Annotated in this window: 12 protein-coding genes and 1 other RNA gene; 3 read left to right on the top strand and 10 right to left on the bottom strand. The window is 59.5% G+C overall.

The features are described from left to right. Positions 1 to 16: 16 nt before the first annotated feature. The 6 genes from QYE77_RS07320 to QYE77_RS07345 are packed head-to-tail and all read right to left on the bottom strand — an operon-like array spanning position 17 to position 8,817. Positions 17 to 1,210 (bottom strand): glycosyltransferase, encoded by a 1,194-nt coding sequence (locus QYE77_RS07320; RefSeq protein WP_315624723.1) that lies wholly within the window; start codon positions 1,208 to 1,210, stop codon positions 17 to 19. Next, a complete protein-coding gene (locus tag QYE77_RS07325; protein ID WP_315624724.1) occupies positions 1,201 to 2,349 on the bottom strand; it encodes a glycosyltransferase family 4 protein in 1,149 nt (382 codons plus the stop codon). The genes QYE77_RS07320 and QYE77_RS07325 overlap by 10 nt, the downstream gene beginning before the upstream one ends. Further along, complete coding sequence (locus tag QYE77_RS07330) at positions 2,337 to 4,895, bottom strand: SMC family ATPase (RefSeq protein WP_315624725.1); 2,559 nt, start codon at positions 4,893 to 4,895, stop codon at positions 2,337 to 2,339. Before QYE77_RS07330 ends, QYE77_RS07325 begins: the two co-directional genes overlap by 13 nt. Then, on the bottom strand, positions 4,892 to 6,217 hold the full coding sequence (locus QYE77_RS07335) for a hemolysin family protein (protein WP_315624726.1): 1,326 nt from the start codon (positions 6,215 to 6,217) through the stop codon (positions 4,892 to 4,894). Before QYE77_RS07335 ends, QYE77_RS07330 begins: the two co-directional genes overlap by 4 nt. Positions 6,218 to 6,242: 25 nt before the next feature. After that, positions 6,243 to 7,508: a metallophosphoesterase family protein gene (locus tag QYE77_RS07340; RefSeq protein WP_315624727.1), complete on the bottom strand. Its 1,266-nt coding sequence runs from the start codon at positions 7,506 to 7,508 to the stop codon at positions 6,243 to 6,245. 13 nt (positions 7,509 to 7,521) lie between these two features. Beyond that, a complete protein-coding gene (locus QYE77_RS07345) occupies positions 7,522 to 8,817 on the bottom strand; it encodes a C39 family peptidase (protein WP_315624728.1) in 1,296 nt (431 codons plus the stop codon). A gap of 111 nt (positions 8,818 to 8,928) precedes the next feature. On the opposite strand from QYE77_RS07345, the gene ffs reads away from it, so the two are divergent. After that, positions 8,929 to 9,028, top strand: an RNA gene (gene ffs, locus QYE77_RS07350) — signal recognition particle sRNA small type. A 25-nt stretch (positions 9,029 to 9,053) separates the two neighbouring features. Then, entirely contained in the window at positions 9,054 to 9,938 is an 885-nt protein-coding gene (locus QYE77_RS07355; protein WP_315624729.1) for a methyltransferase domain-containing protein, read from the top strand. On the opposite strand, the gene QYE77_RS07360 is transcribed toward QYE77_RS07355, so the two are convergent. Genes QYE77_RS07360 through QYE77_RS07370 form a run of 3 tightly spaced genes read right to left on the bottom strand, consistent with a single transcriptional unit; the run spans position 9,935 to position 13,075 of the window. Then, positions 9,935 to 10,699, bottom strand: coding sequence for a class I SAM-dependent methyltransferase (locus QYE77_RS07360; RefSeq protein ID WP_315624730.1), 765 nt, complete (start codon positions 10,697 to 10,699; stop codon positions 9,935 to 9,937). The two genes, QYE77_RS07355 and QYE77_RS07360, sit on opposite strands and share 4 nt — an antisense overlap. Continuing rightward, the gene (locus QYE77_RS07365) at positions 10,696 to 11,400 is read right to left on the bottom strand and encodes a ubiquinone/menaquinone biosynthesis methyltransferase (protein WP_315624731.1); all 705 of its coding nucleotides are present in this window, start codon (positions 11,398 to 11,400) and stop codon (positions 10,696 to 10,698) included. Before QYE77_RS07365 ends, QYE77_RS07360 begins: the two co-directional genes overlap by 4 nt. Then, entirely contained in the window at positions 11,390 to 13,075 is a 1,686-nt protein-coding gene (locus QYE77_RS07370; protein ID WP_315624732.1) for a sensor histidine kinase, read from the bottom strand. Before QYE77_RS07370 ends, QYE77_RS07365 begins: the two co-directional genes overlap by 11 nt. A gap of 199 nt (positions 13,076 to 13,274) precedes the next feature. Between QYE77_RS07370 and QYE77_RS07375 the strand changes: the two genes are divergently transcribed. Further along, entirely contained in the window at positions 13,275 to 13,949 is a 675-nt protein-coding gene (locus tag QYE77_RS07375) for a hypothetical protein (protein ID WP_315624733.1), read from the top strand. 124 nt (positions 13,950 to 14,073) lie between these two features. Here QYE77_RS07375 and QYE77_RS07380 read toward each other — a convergent pair whose 3' ends face one another. Continuing rightward, positions 14,074 to 15,366, bottom strand: a complete 1,293-nt coding sequence (locus tag QYE77_RS07380) for a GMC family oxidoreductase (RefSeq protein ID WP_315624734.1) — start codon at positions 15,364 to 15,366, stop codon at positions 14,074 to 14,076. Positions 15,367 to 15,662 lie beyond the last annotated feature (296 nt).

Here is a 15,662-nt window from a genome sequence, read left to right on the forward strand (position 1 = left end):
GAGGACAAGGATAATTCTAATCGGAAACGCCGAATTGGGGGAAAAATTCCTGCACCTGACGGCGCACAAGGTTGATATCAGCACGGGTTCGGATCACCTCGCGATTGTAGGCAGCGGCACGCTGACGTAATACAGGATGTTCCAGCGCCAAAACGACTGCCTCGGCAATGGCTTGTGGCTGGCGTAGGTCCACCAGTAGGCCGTTGACCCCGGGGCAAATCCATTCGCGCAGACTTTCCAGATCCCCGACAACCGGAAAACAGCCCCATGCCATGGCTTCTAACAGGGTGTTGGGGGTACCGTCATGGGTGGCCAGGGAGATCATAACTGCAGCACGGGCAAAGAGATCCCATAATTGCCCTTGAGGCAAAGATGGGAGCAGTACAACTGCCTCATCCAGGCGCAGGCGGCGCACCCACGCCTCGGCCTGGGGTTGACCGGCCATACCTGGGCAAAGGAACCTTACATCGGGCAGGCGCTCCCGCACCAGGGGGATAATTTGAAAGAACAGGTCGCTCAACACATACTGGCGGATGCCGCGCGGGTTGAGCACCCAGTGGGCTTCATCACCTTGCAGGCGGGCTGCCCAGGGCTCGCCCAGCGGGGCACGTTGTGTCGGCAGGCGTTCTAGGTCAAGTCCACCGTTGCCCGGCACGACCAATGAGGGGCGGGCCGGGTCAAATCCCCAGAGGCGAGCCAGATGCAGGTCGCGACGGCAGTCGGTGATCAAGCCGTTAGCGCGGCGCAAAGCGCGGCGGGTGAGTTGCCTCATCCAGGGTGAGCCATAGGCATGCAGGGTGAGGTCATTCCCCCAAATCGAAAGCACCAGCGGCAGGGGTAAACCGGCCGCCGTGGCCAACATGCCCTCATAGGGAATGCGCAGGGCATGGACAAGGTCAGGCTGCCACTCATGTACCAGGCGGCGCAGGCGCGGGGCATAGAGAGAGAGGCTCAGCGGTCCCAGCCAGTAGCGCAGGGTTTGCAGGGGTTGACGCAGGTGCTTGCGAAAGGTTGCGCGTCCCTGCCCTCCAGAAGCCGCTCCCCCGGCGGCGCCAAAGGCCACCGGCAGTACCGCGAAATGCGCCACTTCGGGCGGAGCCGGGCAGGGGTAGGTGGAGACCAGACTCAAGCGCCATCCCAGCGGGCGCAACATTGCCAGCCAGGCGCGGGTGATCGGACTGCGGCCATCGGCGACCAGCATCAGGTGCATGACTGACCTCCATGGCGGTACTCCCAGGCCAGGTGGATTGCCCGCATAAAGGCAGCCACCATGTTATCCAGGTTGATTTCCTCGCTCACGATGCGAAACGATTCCATCCCCATCTGGCGCAGACGAGCAGGGTCAGAGAGCGCTTCGGCTAACGTCGCCGTGAGCGCAGGCAGGTCATCGGGTGGTACATGCCAGCCGTTACCCGAGCGCACCAAGTCCTGCTGGGTGCCATCCCCCGCCGCAACGATCACCGGTAAGGCGTGCGCCATGGCCTGCTGCACCGCCAACCCACCGGTACCGGGCAGAACGAAAAGGTCGGCCTGCTCAAAAATGGGCCGGAGGGCTTCACCGTGAACGGCGCCCAGGAATTCTGCCGCGGGAAAAACCGCTTGAGCCAGTTTTTCGAGCGCCGGGCGCGCCGGCCCATCGCCAACGACGTGCAAACGCGGTTGAAGCGCGGGGGGCAGAGCAGCACAGGCGCGAATGAGCAGGTCTACCCGCTTGCGTGCCTGCAAACGCCCGACGAAAAGCACGGTGGCGCGTCCTTGGGGATAGGCGGGCGGGCGCTGGGGCGGGACCCAGGTAGGACGCGGCGTGGCGGCATTAGGCGCGACCACAATCCGCTGGGGGTCGAAACCGAGCGCCGCGTATTCGGCGGCACCGCGCCGACTGTAGGCAATGAGGGCATCAAACTGGGCTAGAAAACGCCACCGCCAGGCGTGGCGCAGGCCGGCCAGCAGGGGCAAGCGACCCGTTTCGGGGGCACCCAACCCCCAACCGATCACCACACCACCATGACGACGCATCCACCGCACGCCCCAAGGCGTGCTGAGGTAACGCGGGTTGGCTTCGACGATCAGCACCTGGGGTTGAAAGGTTGTCAGCCAGGCCGACCAGCCTGCTTGCCAGCAGAGATAGAGTGGGCCGCCGAGAAGGTGGACGTTGCGCGCCGGAAAAAGGGTGGCCCCTTCCACAGCACGGGTGCTCTCGATCGCTTCTTGTGGGCGTGGTTGGCCGGTAAACAAGCCCAGCCCGCCCTCGCACACGCGCGCCAGCGCGGCGAAGAACGGCGCGCGGTAAGTAGGGAGCACCCGCTGCTGCACGCCAACCCGCCAGGGAATGCGGTTCACGCCGTCCATAATCGAATCTGGGAGCCTTGGGGGGTCTTTTCAATTTCCAAGCGGGCAGGGAACTGATCCTTCAATTCGTCCAAGTGAGTGATGACCAGGATCTTGGCGAAATCTTGGCGCACCAGACTTAACGCCTCAATCAGGCGCTGACGACCTTCCTGATCTTGACTACCAAAGCCCTCGTCAATAACCAGCGTTTGCAGGCGCGCGCCAGCCCGTAGGGCCAGCACCCGCGCCAGTGCTAGCCGGATGGCAAAGTTGATGCGGAAGGCCTCACCTCCGGAAAACATTTCATAAGGGCGAATACCGGCGCCATCGCGGATGATGATATCCAGGGTTTCTTTTTCCCCTTCTTTGCTTTTATATTCGCGCCGAGTTTCAAACGCCACTGACATCATGCCGTTGCTGAGGCGGTCGAGCAGTTGATTGGCCTGGGTTTCGATCTCAGGCAGGGCTTGTTCGATCAACAGCGCCGGCACGCCGTCTTTGCTGAAGGCTTTTTCCAGCGTCTTAAGGCGTGTGATCAGCCGCTGGGTCTCATCGCGCTTTGCAGTGAGTTCGGCACGGCGTTTTTTGAGTTGCGGCAGTACCTGCACCTTTTGCCGCGCCGCGCCAACCTCATCCCGCAATTGGTTCTCGCGCAATTTCAGGTCGCGCACTTCGCGTTCCAGCGCTTCAAGGTCGGGCAATTCGGCGGCGTCGCGCTGGTAACGCGCCGCGGCATCGTGATATTGGGCTTCTAACGCGGCGACCTCGCGTTCACGCTCTTCACGCTGTTCCTCCAGGTGGGCAATTTCACGTTCCAGGCTGGCGACCTCGGCCCGTGCCTTTTCCAGATTGCGCAGGGCTTCTTCGCTAGCGCGCAGGGTTTGCTCACGCAGCCGTGCCGCTTCGTGCCCCTGCGGGTCGTACCCCAATTCACGGCACTGGGCATCCAGGGCAGTCAGTGCTGCCCGCGCGGTGAGGGCGAAGCGTCCTTCCTGCAAAAGGGCGGCGATTTCAGCCAAGCGCGGCGCTGTGCTGGTCTGCCAGTCCTGAATCTGACGGCGCGCCAAATCCAGGCGCTCTTCTTCCTGGGCAACTTGCGTGGTGAGGTTTTTTACCCGCCGTTCGACATCTTCTAACTCGCGTATTTGGATTTCGAGGGCGCGCATTTCGTCACTGAGGGCCTGAATGCGCGATTTATTGGCGCGGAAGCGATCCCCCAAGGCCTTGCCCTCCTGCTGCAGTTCCTGGATCAGGCGCTGGCGTTCGGCCGGAGGTAGGGGCTGGCCGCAGAGAGGACAAATCGCCCCGCTCACCACTTGCAAATTCTCAATGCGCGCCTTAATCTCATTCATCTGCACGGTGAGCAATTTATTTTCAGTTTCGAGTTCGGTTTTCTCCTGGGCGCAGGCTTCCTTTTGGCGTTGAAGGGTCTCGCGGGTGGCTAAACGCGCTTCCAGTGCCTCCAATTGCTGACGCCGTTGGGCGCGGTTTGCCTCCCAAGTCGGTAGCGCAGCCTGGAGGAGGTGGATCTCGCGCTCTTGTTGTTGCAGAGTATGGTATTCACTCTCCAGGCGGGTCTGTTCTACGGCGATTTCCTGGCGCAGGGCCTGACGCTGGGCCTCTAAATCGTGGAAGCGCGCGGCCAGGGTCTCCCAGGTCTCCAGGTCGCGCCGTGCGGCTTGCCATTCGGCATAGGCTGCCTCGATCTCCGTGGCCTGGGCGAGCAGGTTTTGGGCGGCGGCATGTTGAGCGCGTCGCTCGGCTAAAGTAGCGAGATGGCTTTCCAGGGCCTGCTGGGCTTTCTGCCATTGAGCCTGTAGAGTTTCGACCAGACGACGCTGCTCGGCCAGCGCAGCGGCTACTTTTTGCGCTGAGGCCAGCACATCCTCGCGGGCGCGGCGCAGCGCTTCGGCCTGTGCCAGTTGGGCTTCTAAAGCCGCCAGGGTGGCATTGCGCTCGTTTTCCTCAGCCAGTTCGCGTTCAATCTCCTGGATCTGGCCGTCAATCAGCGCTTGCTCTTGCTCAGCCATCTTGCGCTGGTTTTTGGCCGTCTCTTTGTAGGTCTCCCACACCTCCAACCCCAGAATGCTCATCAGGATTTGCTTGCGTTCGCTGGGGTTTTTGATTGTGAATTGATCGGCCTTGCCTTGAAGAAAGAATGAAGCATTGATAAAGGCCTCGTAATCCATGCGCAGCAGATGTTGAATGCGCGCCTCCGTATCTTTGAGTTTGCTCTCGGTCAGGGGTTTCCAGGTACCGTCCGAACCGCGCACGAAGAATTCCAGCAAGGTGGTTTTACCGCGCACCCGTGCCCGCTGGACGCGGTAGAGATGTTCCTCATACTCAAAATCGAGCACCACCTCAGCGCGGTCGCTCTGATCATTGATAACAGCATCATATTCGGCACGCGCCTTGCCGAAGAGCGCCCAGGTCAGAGCATCTAGCAAGGAGGATTTGCCGGCACCGTTATGCCCGCTGATGCAGGCCAGATCAAAAGCGGTGAAATCCACCTCTTGAGGTTGCCGATAGGAAAGGAAACCCTCTAAGCGCAGTCGAACCGGGATCATGTGTCCTCCGGGGATGACGATGGAATGCGTGAGACCAGGACTTTGTCAATACGGCGTCCATCCATATCTACGACCTCAAAACGTAGCCCGTTCCACTCAAGGGTTTGGCCAGCGGTGGGGATGGCCCCTAACTGGCTAAGGATGAAGCCGGCCAGGGTTTGATACCCAACCCTTTCTTCATCCGGCAAGGATTCAAGGTTGAAGACTTCCTTGAAGCGGTCAATGGGTAGTAGGCCGTCCATAAGCCAGGAACCATCCTCGCGCTGCACCAATAGCGGTTCCTCGCTCTCGCCAGCCTCGCCCAATTCGCCCACGATGGCCTCAAGCACGTCATAATGGGTAACCATGCCCAGCACCCCACCGTATTCGTCAATCACCAGCGCCAGTGAGACACGGGCGCCTCGCAGAGCTTCGAGCACTTTGAGCACGGTCATGCTATCGGGGACGAAGAGCGGGGGCTTTAACCAGGGCTGCAGATCGAACTCGCCGCCGCGCAGGAACTGTGTTAGCACGTCCCGTGCCGAGATCACCCCCAACACGTTGTCCAAATCGCCCCGTGCAACCGGGAAACGGGTGTGGCGGCTGTTAAGCACCTGTTGCACAATCTCTTGCGGGCTTTCATCCAGGTCAAGCCATTCGATCTCGGTACGTGGGGTCATAATGGCATCCACGGTACGGTCGCCGAGGCGAAATACACCCTCGACCATGCGCTGTTCGCTGCTTTCAAAGATGCCTTCCTGGGTGCCTTGCTCGATTAGACCGCGGATATCTTCCTCGGTAAATTCGGGTTCTGGGGCCGGCCGGACACCCAGCAGGCGCAGGCCGACTTCAGTTGAGGCACTGAGCAGTTTAACCAGCGGCGCCGTCAACCGTGAAAGCGCGACCATGGGCCGGGCGACGGCAGTGGCAATTTTCTCCGGGTAATAGAGCGCCAGGCGCTTGGGCACCAACTCACCCAGCACCAATGAGAAGTACGTGGTTAGCAACACCACAATGGCTAAGGCGAGGGCCTGGCTGTAAGGTGCCAGGGCGGGCCACTGCGCCAGCCAGCGCGCCAGATCACCGGAGAGGGTGGCACCACCCAGGGCACCGGCCAGAATGCCGATGAGGGTAATGCCAATTTGGATCGTAGAGAGGAATTGGTTGGGCGATTCGGTCAGCGCGAGGGCGGTTTTCGCCCCTTTTTCACCCTCTTCGGCTTGTTGTTGCAGGCGCACCTTACGCGCTGAAACCAGCGCCATCTCGGACATCGCAAAGAAACCGTTGATCAAGATGAGCAGAAGGATGATGAGGATTTCTAAAATACGACTACCTTCTTCCATTCCGAAACAAGTATCCTTCCCCCGGTTAGTCCAATGAATTCTCAGCCTGTGCCAGCACGCGTTCGGCCAGGGCTTGCAGGGCCTGAATTTCTTGCGGCGGCAAAGAGAGCGACTTCCAGTAGAGTTCGAGCAGTTCTAACGGAGAGCGCTGGGCGACGGCGGTATCCCCAGCCAGGCGCAGGCGCGTTTCGGCGCGGGGTTGACGCACCAAATGCACTTCTAAGGCCGGCTCGAGCCATTTGCGCAAGGCGTTTTCGTCCAGCAAGGATTCCCAGGCGCGTGGGTATTCCAACACCAGGCGCACCACAGCCCCTTCTACCTCGGGCGGTGCGGGCAGACGCTGGCGGATATATTCCATGAGCACACCGGGGAGAGGTTTTTCGCCGCTCGTGTTTTCTAATGACTCCAGGTTGATGCGTTTATCAATAAACTTGCGCCCGTTGAGGCGTTGCCAGGTGTAACGGGTGGCGCGGCGCTCAACCTCGACCATCACAAAGCCCTTTTCGTCGGCAGCCTCGCCAAAATCTACCCGCTCGATCGAGCCGGCGTAAACCACCGGGGGATAGCCACCGGGGTTCAAATCCTGGTGCTTGTGGATATGGCCCAGCGCAACGTAATCCACGGCGGGGTGTACCAGCAGACCGCGCGGCAGGACAAAATCATTGCCCAGCATGATCAGGCGTTCACCACCATAAACGGCTCCTTCCACCGAGGCGTGGGCGGTGATGATGAGCGGAAGGTCTGGGTCAGCCTGAGCTAGAAATCGCTCCACAAGTTGGGACAAAATCTCCTGCAGGCGTTCATAGATGCGCTCGGGTTCGCGCCCGCTCAATTCTTCCAATCCCATCAGGTTGGAGCGTGAAATCCAGGGGATGGCCAGTACTTGCAGGGGCAATCCCCATAAATCGGTGGGCTTGAGCAAGGTCGGGCGGTTGAGGACGCGCACGTTGGGCACGTCCAGTGTTTCATATTCCTGTAGGGTGTGGGCGCGTCCCACCGCAGGCGAGACATCGTGATTACCCACAAGCATCAAGGTGGGAATGCCGGCGCGGGAGAGGCGGATGATGCGCTTGCCCCATTCGCGCTGGAAGGTTGGCACGGGGGTGCGGTCTTTGTAGGCGTCACCGGCGAAGAGCACCAGGTCTACTTTCTCGCGGATGGCGGTCTCGACGATGGTGTCCAGGGCGGTCAGAAAATCCAGCACCCGGACAGGCAGTCCGGTTTGAGGGTCTTGTCGTCCGCGGTTGGCGATATCAATGTGAGCATCGGCAAAGTGAAGCACACGCACCATAAATCTCTCCCCTCTAAGGCTGCAATTGGAGCGCTTGGGCCAGTTCCACCGCCGGAGGAAAGCCAGGATGATAATCCAATGCGGTGCGGACGTCATCGGCAGCACCGGCGGTATCACCCAGCGCCAGGCGGGCACGCGCCCGCCAGATGAACGATTCTTCAATATAAGGCTGGTCGGCGGCGTTGATGGTGGTCTCAGCCAGGCGGATGACATCCCAGTAGCGCCCGGTGTAGTAATAAGCAAAGTACGGCCCGGTCTGGTACCACATGATTCGCCAGGGGCGTTTATCCTCAGGTAGGTTGGCCATCAGGGTGAAAGCCTGGTCGTAGGCGCGCGCCGCGCCAGCGTAATCCTGTAAATTGACCAGGTTGGTGCCGTAATTAAAGAGAGCGAAGAATTGCTCCAGGCCACTCAGAACACTGGCTTCGTATGAGGCAATCTCCATGGCACGGCGGTAACTCGCGGTCACATCAGCGTATTGCCCCAACGCAGCCATCAGGTCTGCTTCACGGTCGGGCGGATAGACGACCAAAAAGGTGTAATTGAACGAACGCCACTGCCACAGTAAATCGTCATAGGTGACCGGGTAGTCGGGTGAGAAGTAGGCATCCTGGGTGATAAAGCGCCGGGCAGCCTCTTCATAGCCGCTGACCACGGTGTAGTGCCCCATCCAACCCAACCGGCCATTGTAATCGCGCAGGTAGACCCCTTTTTCAATCACCACCGGGAAGCCTGCCGCCAGCAGGTTTTTGAGCAGGTCAAGCGTCCCGCCGGCGCGCACCAGCGCGCGCAGGTTGGTATAGTTTTCGACATAATCTGCCAGTTCATAGGGCATGACGTTCTTGTCTTTCTCGAACGGCTTGACCACCCGCCCGATGTCGGTGCGGTCGCCCTGCCAGCCCCAGTAGGAAAGTGCAATGGCTAGCGTAGCGGGGGCACAATAATTCCACAGCCCATGCTGGTCATAATAACGCCCACCACTGATGTGCACCTCAGGCGGCAAAGGCGTTGGGGTGGGAGTAGGCATCATGGTGGCAGTAGGGTGGGGAAGGGTCGCCTCGCCGGAGGGGCGCGTTGGAGTTACTGTGGAGAGCGGGGTGGGGCTAAGAAGTACGGGTGGGGTGGGCAAGGTAGATGCGGGCACGAACACGGCTTCCTGCGGGGGGTTGAGGGCATAGCGCACCTGCACCCGCCAGGCTTCCAGATGCCAGAGCACCCGTTCGCGCACGTTAGGAATCATCCACAACCCCCCCAGGCTCAGCCCGCCAATGAGCAGAAACACACCGGTCAGCCGCCAGAATTTGGACACATATCAGATTATAACATGGGAGGGTGGTGCACTTTTTGGGGAGCCGGCCCTGCCAAACCACCGCGCCCGATTGACAGCCAGCCCAGAGGAAGGTATGATTAAGGCGCGTTCGGGTGGGACCGGCGCGGCAGAAACCGCCGAACCCTGTCAGGTCCGAGAGGAAGCAGCAGTAAGGCGGCCCTTCTGGGCGCCGCCGGCAAGCCTGCCCGACGCAATTTTTTGCTCTGATCATCCGCATGGAAACACCCCCCATCTGCAACTACGAAGGTTCTGATTACCAGCGTTCGTTCTGGGAACAGGGCGGGCGCGCTTATGAGGACGCGGTTGAAGCGCTGGCTCTGCGTCGTCTGCTACCCCGCGAGGGCGGGCAGTGGCTGCTCGAAATCGGCGCCGGCGCCGGGCGCAATACCCCGCGTTACCATGGCTACCAGCGGGTGGTGCTGCTGGATTACTCCCGTACTCAATTGGAGCAGGCGCAGGAACGCCTGGGCCGTGACGGACGCTACCTCTACGTGGCTGGGGATGCCTACCGTTTACCTTTCGTCAGCAGTTTCTTCGATGCGGCGACCATGATCCGCACCCTGCACCACATGGTAGAGCCACGGCGAGTGCTGGAAGAGGCGCGGCGGGTGCTCCAACCGCGTGGAATCTTCATCCTCGAATTTGCCAATAAGTGCAACCTCAAAGCCATCCTGCGGTATTGGCTGCGCCGCCAGGTATGGAGCCCCTTTACCCCCGAGCCGGTGGAATTCGCCCCGTTGAATTTTGACTTTCACCCCGCCACCGTGCGCACCTGGCTTAACCTGAGCGGCTTTGCCATCGAACGGCAGTTGACCGTCTCGCATTTCCGAATTGGAGTGCTCAAACGTGTGGTGCCGTTGCGGTTATTGGTCTGGCTGGATGGCCTGGCGCAGTGGACGGGGGATTGGTGGCAACTCTCGCCCAGCGTCTTTGTGCGCGCCCGGGCGCGCGGGGAAGGTGGGGTAACCCCTACTTTTGCCTTTCGCTGCCCGGCCTGTGGGCACGAACCGCTGCCCGATACGCCACCGGCTATCACCTGCCCGGCCTGCGGACGCACCTACGCGGTGGAAGACGGTATTTACGACTTTCGTCTGCGCTAGGCGGCGGTCTTCTCCAGCACCCAAACGTGAGAAAGGCCGAAAACGCGCAAGGGCGTCTTTTCCAATCCCTGCAAGAATGCCCGTAAGAACTTCCCCAGCCGCGGGAAGCGGGCGATGATGTTATCGTATGCGCCGAAGATCACCGTGCGCTGCACCACGCGGAGCGGCAGACCTTCCAGCAGGCGCGCCAGGTCGCGCGCAGTATAGACGCGCACATGCGGCGCCAGGCGGTCGCGCCAGCGCCGCGGCAGGTAATTCACCAGCGGGATGTTGCCGAAATAGTAACGCCCGCGCCAGTAAATACCGTGGGTCTCAAAGGGATAACCGCGGTTGGGGCAGAAGAGCACCAGCCGCCCTCCTGGCGCCAATACCCGCGCAATCTCGGCCAGGGTTTGACGGTCATCGGCCACGTGTTCCAGCACTTCGTGGCTGAGGACAAGATCAAAGGAGGCAGAGGCAAAAGGAACGTGCTCGCCCGCGCCGCACACCACCCGCGGATGACGGGCATACGCTTCACGGGTGCGCTCCCACTCGATATCCAGCCCCACCGCCAGCGCTGCCGTCTCGGCCAGGCGGACCAGGTATTGCCCTACCCCACAGCCATCCACGAACACCCGTCCCCGCTCGCGCCCTTGCGCCGCTGCCAGGATCATTTGCAGGCGACGTTCCTGGCCAGCGCGCCAGACATACGAGGGCGCACCGCGCAGGGCAGCCTTATCGGGGTCAAACCTTGGGGAGGACGAAGGGGAAGGATGATTCACGTGTGTGCCCAATGAATGGCAATGGTGCCCATCATTTTATAAGTAAACCGCACCTCCGTAAACCCCGCTGCTGCCAACGCTTGCGCCAGTTCCGGCGCGGCGAGGAAGGTGGCACTGGAATGGGCCAGATACTCGTAGGCATCGCGCTGGCCGGTGAGTACCCCGCCCAGCCAGGGGATCATCTTGAACATCAGCACATCACGCAGTGGGCGCAGAGGATGTGGCGTGGGGCGGGTGGTTTCCAGGATCGCCACCTGCCCACCAGGCTTGAGCACGCGTGCCATCTCGCGCAAGGACTGATCCAAATCGGCTACGTTGCGCAGTAAGAAGGCACACACCACGGCATCGAAGGTACCATTGGAAAAAGGGAGAGCCAGGGCATCCGCCGCGCACCAGGCCGGCGGACGCGGAAAGCGCCGCCGTTGCCCCAGTTGCAGCATTGGTAGGGTGAAATCGGCTGCCACCACGTGAGTTGTGGGCGATTGGCGCAACACCTCGCGCGTCAGGTCACCGGTGCCACATCCAAGGTCAAGCACGTGCGCCTCACGCGGCAGGTGTAAACCGTGCACAGCCTCGCGGCGCCAGCGCACATCGAAACTGCCGGTCATCAGGCGGTTGGTCAGATCATAACGAGGGGCAATCTGCCCGAACATGCGGCGAATGCGCGCAGCGCGCTCCGCCGGATCGGTGTTACTCATCATTCGTTAACGGCACCCAGGCCAGAATGGTAGTGCCGGCGCCGGGCTCGGAGATGATTTCTATCTCACCGCCAGCCTGACGGGCACGGGTATGCATGTTCGAAAGGCCATGTCCAATGGACTGGCTGACTTTGTCCGGGTCGAAGCCGCGCCCATCGTCACGCACTTCCAGCAAGACGCGGTCAGGGGTCTTCCATACCGAGACTGCCACATGGCGGGCCCGAGCATGCTTGGCAATATTGGCCAGCGCTTCCTGGCAGATGTGGAACAAAGCCACCGCTTGCAGTTCGGGCAGGCCGGCCAGGTCGTCCTCGGGGCCCTGTAAATCCACGTTCAGCAACGTGTTGGCATGAAATTCTTTGACCAAGCGGCGGATGCCCTGCATCAGGGTCTCGTTTTGGAGTTGGCGCGGGCGCAGGTCGAGGATGTAGGCCCGGATGTCGCGAATGGTGCTATCAATATCGCGGATGGCCTGCTCGATGCGCTGCAACGCTGCCTGGGGGTCTTGATGGATCAAGAGGCGGGCGTGTTCCAGTGTCAGCCCCACAGCGTAGATGGACTGAATCACGCCGTCATGCAGATCCATGCCGATGCGTTCGCGCTCTTCCAGGATGGCCAGGCGACGGCTTTGCAGGTTCAACCGCACATTCTCAATCGCCAGACCAATCCAGGAACTGATGGTCGCCAGGAACTGCATTTCGAGGTCGTCTAGCGGGCGGGCGTGGCGGCTAGCTACACACAGCACCCCCAGCACGCCTTGACGACCTCGGATGGGCAGGCAGGCTACCTGGCGGAAATTCTGCAATAGTACCTGCGGGTGCACGCCTTGCCCATCAGGCGGGGCGGGTGAGAAGACAACCGGCTGATCACGCTTGGCAACCTGCCCGACAATGCTCTCGCCGAGCGCGAATTCTTCGCGTTGCCAGAGTGCCTCCACCATTGAACCGCGGTGGAGCATACGCTGCAAGGTGCGCCCGCCTTCCTGGCGCAGATACACCTCACCTACTTCTAATTGCAGGTAATCCAAGACCTGGGTGAGGGCTTTATCCAGAATCTGATCAATATCTGACGATGTCGCTAGGGTTGAGGCCAGTTCATTGAGCAGCGCCAGGTTCTCGTTGCGGCGGGTGAGGATACGGTCGCGTTCGACCAGTTGGCGGTAGATGCGCGCGTTGGTGATCGCCACGGCGGCATAAGCCGCTAGCATCTCGATCAGTTGCTCATCTTCCGCGCTGAACTCCGGCGCATCGCGCTTGTTGGTGAGGTAAATCTGCCCCAACTGGCGGTTACCCTGGCGGATGGGCACGCCCAGGAACGACGTCATAAAGGGATGATGAGGAGGAAAGCCCACACTGCGCGGATCGCTGGTCACGTCGGGCAGGCGGATGGGCCGATCACTGCGCATCAGCGCCCCGATCAGCCCCAAACCACGCGGTGGGTGCGCCATGCGGCGGATCTCTTCTTCGCTCATCCCCACCGGGATAAAGGCTTCCAGTTCACCGTTGGCGCCAATCACCCCCACGGCAGCATACTGGGCGTTAACCTGCTCGCAAGCCAGGCGGGCAATCTTTTCCAACAGCGATTCGAGCGAAACGTCGCGTACTAATTCCAAACTGGCGCGGTGCAGCGCCAGCAACCGTTCTTCCAATTGTTCCCGAGTTAGGTGGGCTGTGCTCATAGGATTCCTTTGGCTTTCACTATTTTACTGGTCATTGTCCGTTTTCGTCAACTTTGTTACCCTATTCACAAAGCCCCAACTTCCGCAAACCGGCCATCTTCAAACCCTTTTCGTCATCTCTTCATAAATTCTTCACACCCTTTTGCTATCCTTACGGCTGCAAGACAAGACAATACCCTTTATAACGGAGGTCACTGGTATGAGTAAGAACATTCTGTTATTCGGATTAGGTGCTTTAGTGGTGGTGGGATTGCTCTTCGGAAGCGTCGCCTGGGTGTATGCCCAAGCACCGACCCCGACCACAACCCCTTCTGCCGATGGAACCACCCCGGTGGCCCCCGGCTGGGGCTGGGGACGACATGGCTGGGGCATGATGGGCGGACGAGGTATGTTTGGCACATGGGGTGGCTACTTGCAGGATGAAATGCTGACCGCCCTGGCCAATAAACTGGGAATGAGCGTGGATGACCTCAAAGCCAAGATCCAGTCCGGCACCACCCCGGCGCAACTGGCCCAGGAAAAGGGCCTGACGGCAGCAGAGTTCCGCACCCTGATGCAGGAAGCACGCAATGAAGCCCTCGACCTGGCAGTGCAAAACGGCAAACTGACCGCCGAACAGGCCGAGCAAATGAAGCAGGGCACCTGGGCTTTGGGTTCGTACCTCAAAGATACGTTCTTCGCCACACTGGCCGAAAAATTGGGCCTGACGACAGACCAACTGCAAGCCAAGATTGATGAGGCCCGCAGCGCTACCCTGGATCGTGCCGTCCAGGAAGGTAAACTGACCAGCCAGCAAGCCGAATGGTTGAAACAGAACGCCCCGCAGGGTGGCTTTGGTTGGGGCTGCCACGGTGGCCGAGGTTGGGGCTGGTAAAAGCAGACCAAGCCAACCCCCACGCGTCACCCCCGCTGACGCTGCAAGAGCGGTTGCCGTACTCCCGGCAGCCGCTCGCGGTTATTAAAAGTTACCCATAAGACAACGTTCTATCCTGGTGGGCTCAACGAGCCATCAAGTGGTGGGCTAAACGTTTTGCTAAGGCGACGATGGTCAGGATAGGGGGAAGGCCGGGGGATTGGGGTAACACACTGGCATCGCACACATAAAGATTGTCAATCTCGGTCATCAAATCTGAATTGACTATACGACCGATGGCTGCGGTACCGCCAACATGAGCACCTTGGGGCAAAGAATGGCGAATGGAATCGGGGCGCGCGCCGGCGCGAATTAAGATGTCCCTGGTCATTTGGGTGCCGGTCCTGAGTTTCTCCTGATCCGCCGGAGTGACCGCTTTTGAAACCGTGCCATTGGCAAATACCTGGCCTGAAGCCTCATCAGAGATCTTTGTCATTATTCCGATCAGACGGTTGGCTGGCAACGTGTAGCCCTCGAATCCAAGTTCAATCAGGCGTACCTCGCGGGGGTGGTTGATATAGGTCGAAAGCAAGAATCCCTGTTCCGCATGGTGTTCCAGATCCACTAGTGCCATTTGTGGCTCGTTGAGCATGCCAAAGTCTTCGGTTACTCCATAGGTATTGACCAGCAAATCCACAAACAGGTTACTACCTGCCGAGGAAATTCCTGTCTTTTGAAGGATAATAGGAGTCCCAATGCCACCCGCGGCTAAGATGATGGTTTCGGCATAAATCTCGGTTTCACCCTGGGGACTTTTCACAGCAACGCCGATTGCCTGTCCATTGTGGGTGAGCACATATTGGACAGTGGTATTAAACATCACCTCAGCCCCAAGTTGTTGGGCTTCGCGCAGATAGTCAAACGCCGTCCATTTTGCGTTTTTGGAACAGCCGAGTGAGCAATGCCCACAGGCCTTGCAGATTTCCGGATCTATGAATTTAGGCATGGCTTCCATGTGGTGCCCCAGAGCCTGAGCAGCGGCGCGGATGCGGTGCCCCCCTGGCGATAACAAATGCTCTGGGAGAGGAGCAATTCCCATTTCATGCTCGGCTTCCGTAAACTCCTTATCCAGATTTATGCCGTAATTTGCTAATTCACGCTCAAGACAGCGCACACCGTTACCAGCGGCGACCATGGTGGTACCCCCAGCCATTAAAGTACGCCAAAGAATAATACCTTGCTTAGATTTTTTTGGAATGCGGGTAATCTTATTAGCATCAAAGAACGAAAGCGCACTTAGGAACGTACCCATCGAGGTCTCAATTTTACCCCTCTCAATAATCATCACCGATTGCCCCCGTTTAGCCAACTCACAGGCTACCGTTGCGCCACCCGCGCCCGAGCCTACAACCAAGTATGGATATGTTAAATTTGACATAGTGGTTTACCTCTCAGATCATTTGGCAATAAATCCCCCCTCTACCTCCCACCATGGATGTTTTTTGGGGTCGAAAATGATGCATCTCAAGCATAGCACGAGATGGAGGTAATTTCAACTATTTGTCTAGACATTTTATCTGTTTCGCCGAGGTTTCCCTTACACTTCTGCAAAGCCAGTGGGGGCATGCTTGACACTAACCTGGGGCTGTGCTAAATTAGTAAGCGTCAAACTCGCTTCCCCGTTATCCGTGTGAATTTTGCATAAAAAGGAGATGCCGCCTTGACCAAGTCTCG

The sequence above is a fragment of the Thermanaerothrix solaris genome (assembly GCF_032334255.1).
GTDB classification, from domain to species: domain Bacteria; phylum Chloroflexota; class Anaerolineae; order Anaerolineales; family Anaerolineaceae; genus Thermanaerothrix; species Thermanaerothrix solaris.

What these genes read in the sequence shown, in the direction of transcription:
- QYE77_RS07325 (WP_315624724.1), bottom strand. Translation starts at nt 2,349, where the DNA reads ATGGACGGCGTGAACCGCATTCCCTGGCGGGTTGGCGTGCAGCAGCGG.
- QYE77_RS07365 (WP_315624731.1), bottom strand. Translation starts at nt 11,400, where the DNA reads ATGATGAGTAACACCGATCCGGCGGAGCGCGCTGCGCGCATTCGCCGC.
- QYE77_RS07340 (WP_315624727.1), bottom strand. Translation starts at nt 7,508, where the DNA reads ATGGTGCGTGTGCTTCACTTTGCCGATGCTCACATTGATATCGCCAAC.
- QYE77_RS07320 (WP_315624723.1), bottom strand. Translation starts at nt 1,210, where the DNA reads ATGCACCTGATGCTGGTCGCCGATGGCCGCAGTCCGATCACCCGCGCC.
- QYE77_RS07375 (WP_315624733.1), top strand. Translation starts at nt 13,275, where the DNA reads ATGAGTAAGAACATTCTGTTATTCGGATTAGGTGCTTTAGTGGTGGTG.
- QYE77_RS07355 (WP_315624729.1), top strand. Translation starts at nt 9,054, where the DNA reads ATGGAAACACCCCCCATCTGCAACTACGAAGGTTCTGATTACCAGCGT.
- QYE77_RS07380 (WP_315624734.1), bottom strand. Translation starts at nt 15,366, where the DNA reads ATGTCAAATTTAACATATCCATACTTGGTTGTAGGCTCGGGCGCGGGT.
- QYE77_RS07370 (WP_315624732.1), bottom strand. Translation starts at nt 13,075, where the DNA reads ATGAGCACAGCCCACCTAACTCGGGAACAATTGGAAGAACGGTTGCTG.
- QYE77_RS07335 (WP_315624726.1), bottom strand. Translation starts at nt 6,217, where the DNA reads ATGGAAGAAGGTAGTCGTATTTTAGAAATCCTCATCATCCTTCTGCTC.
- QYE77_RS07330 (WP_315624725.1), bottom strand. Translation starts at nt 4,895, where the DNA reads ATGATCCCGGTTCGACTGCGCTTAGAGGGTTTCCTTTCCTATCGGCAA.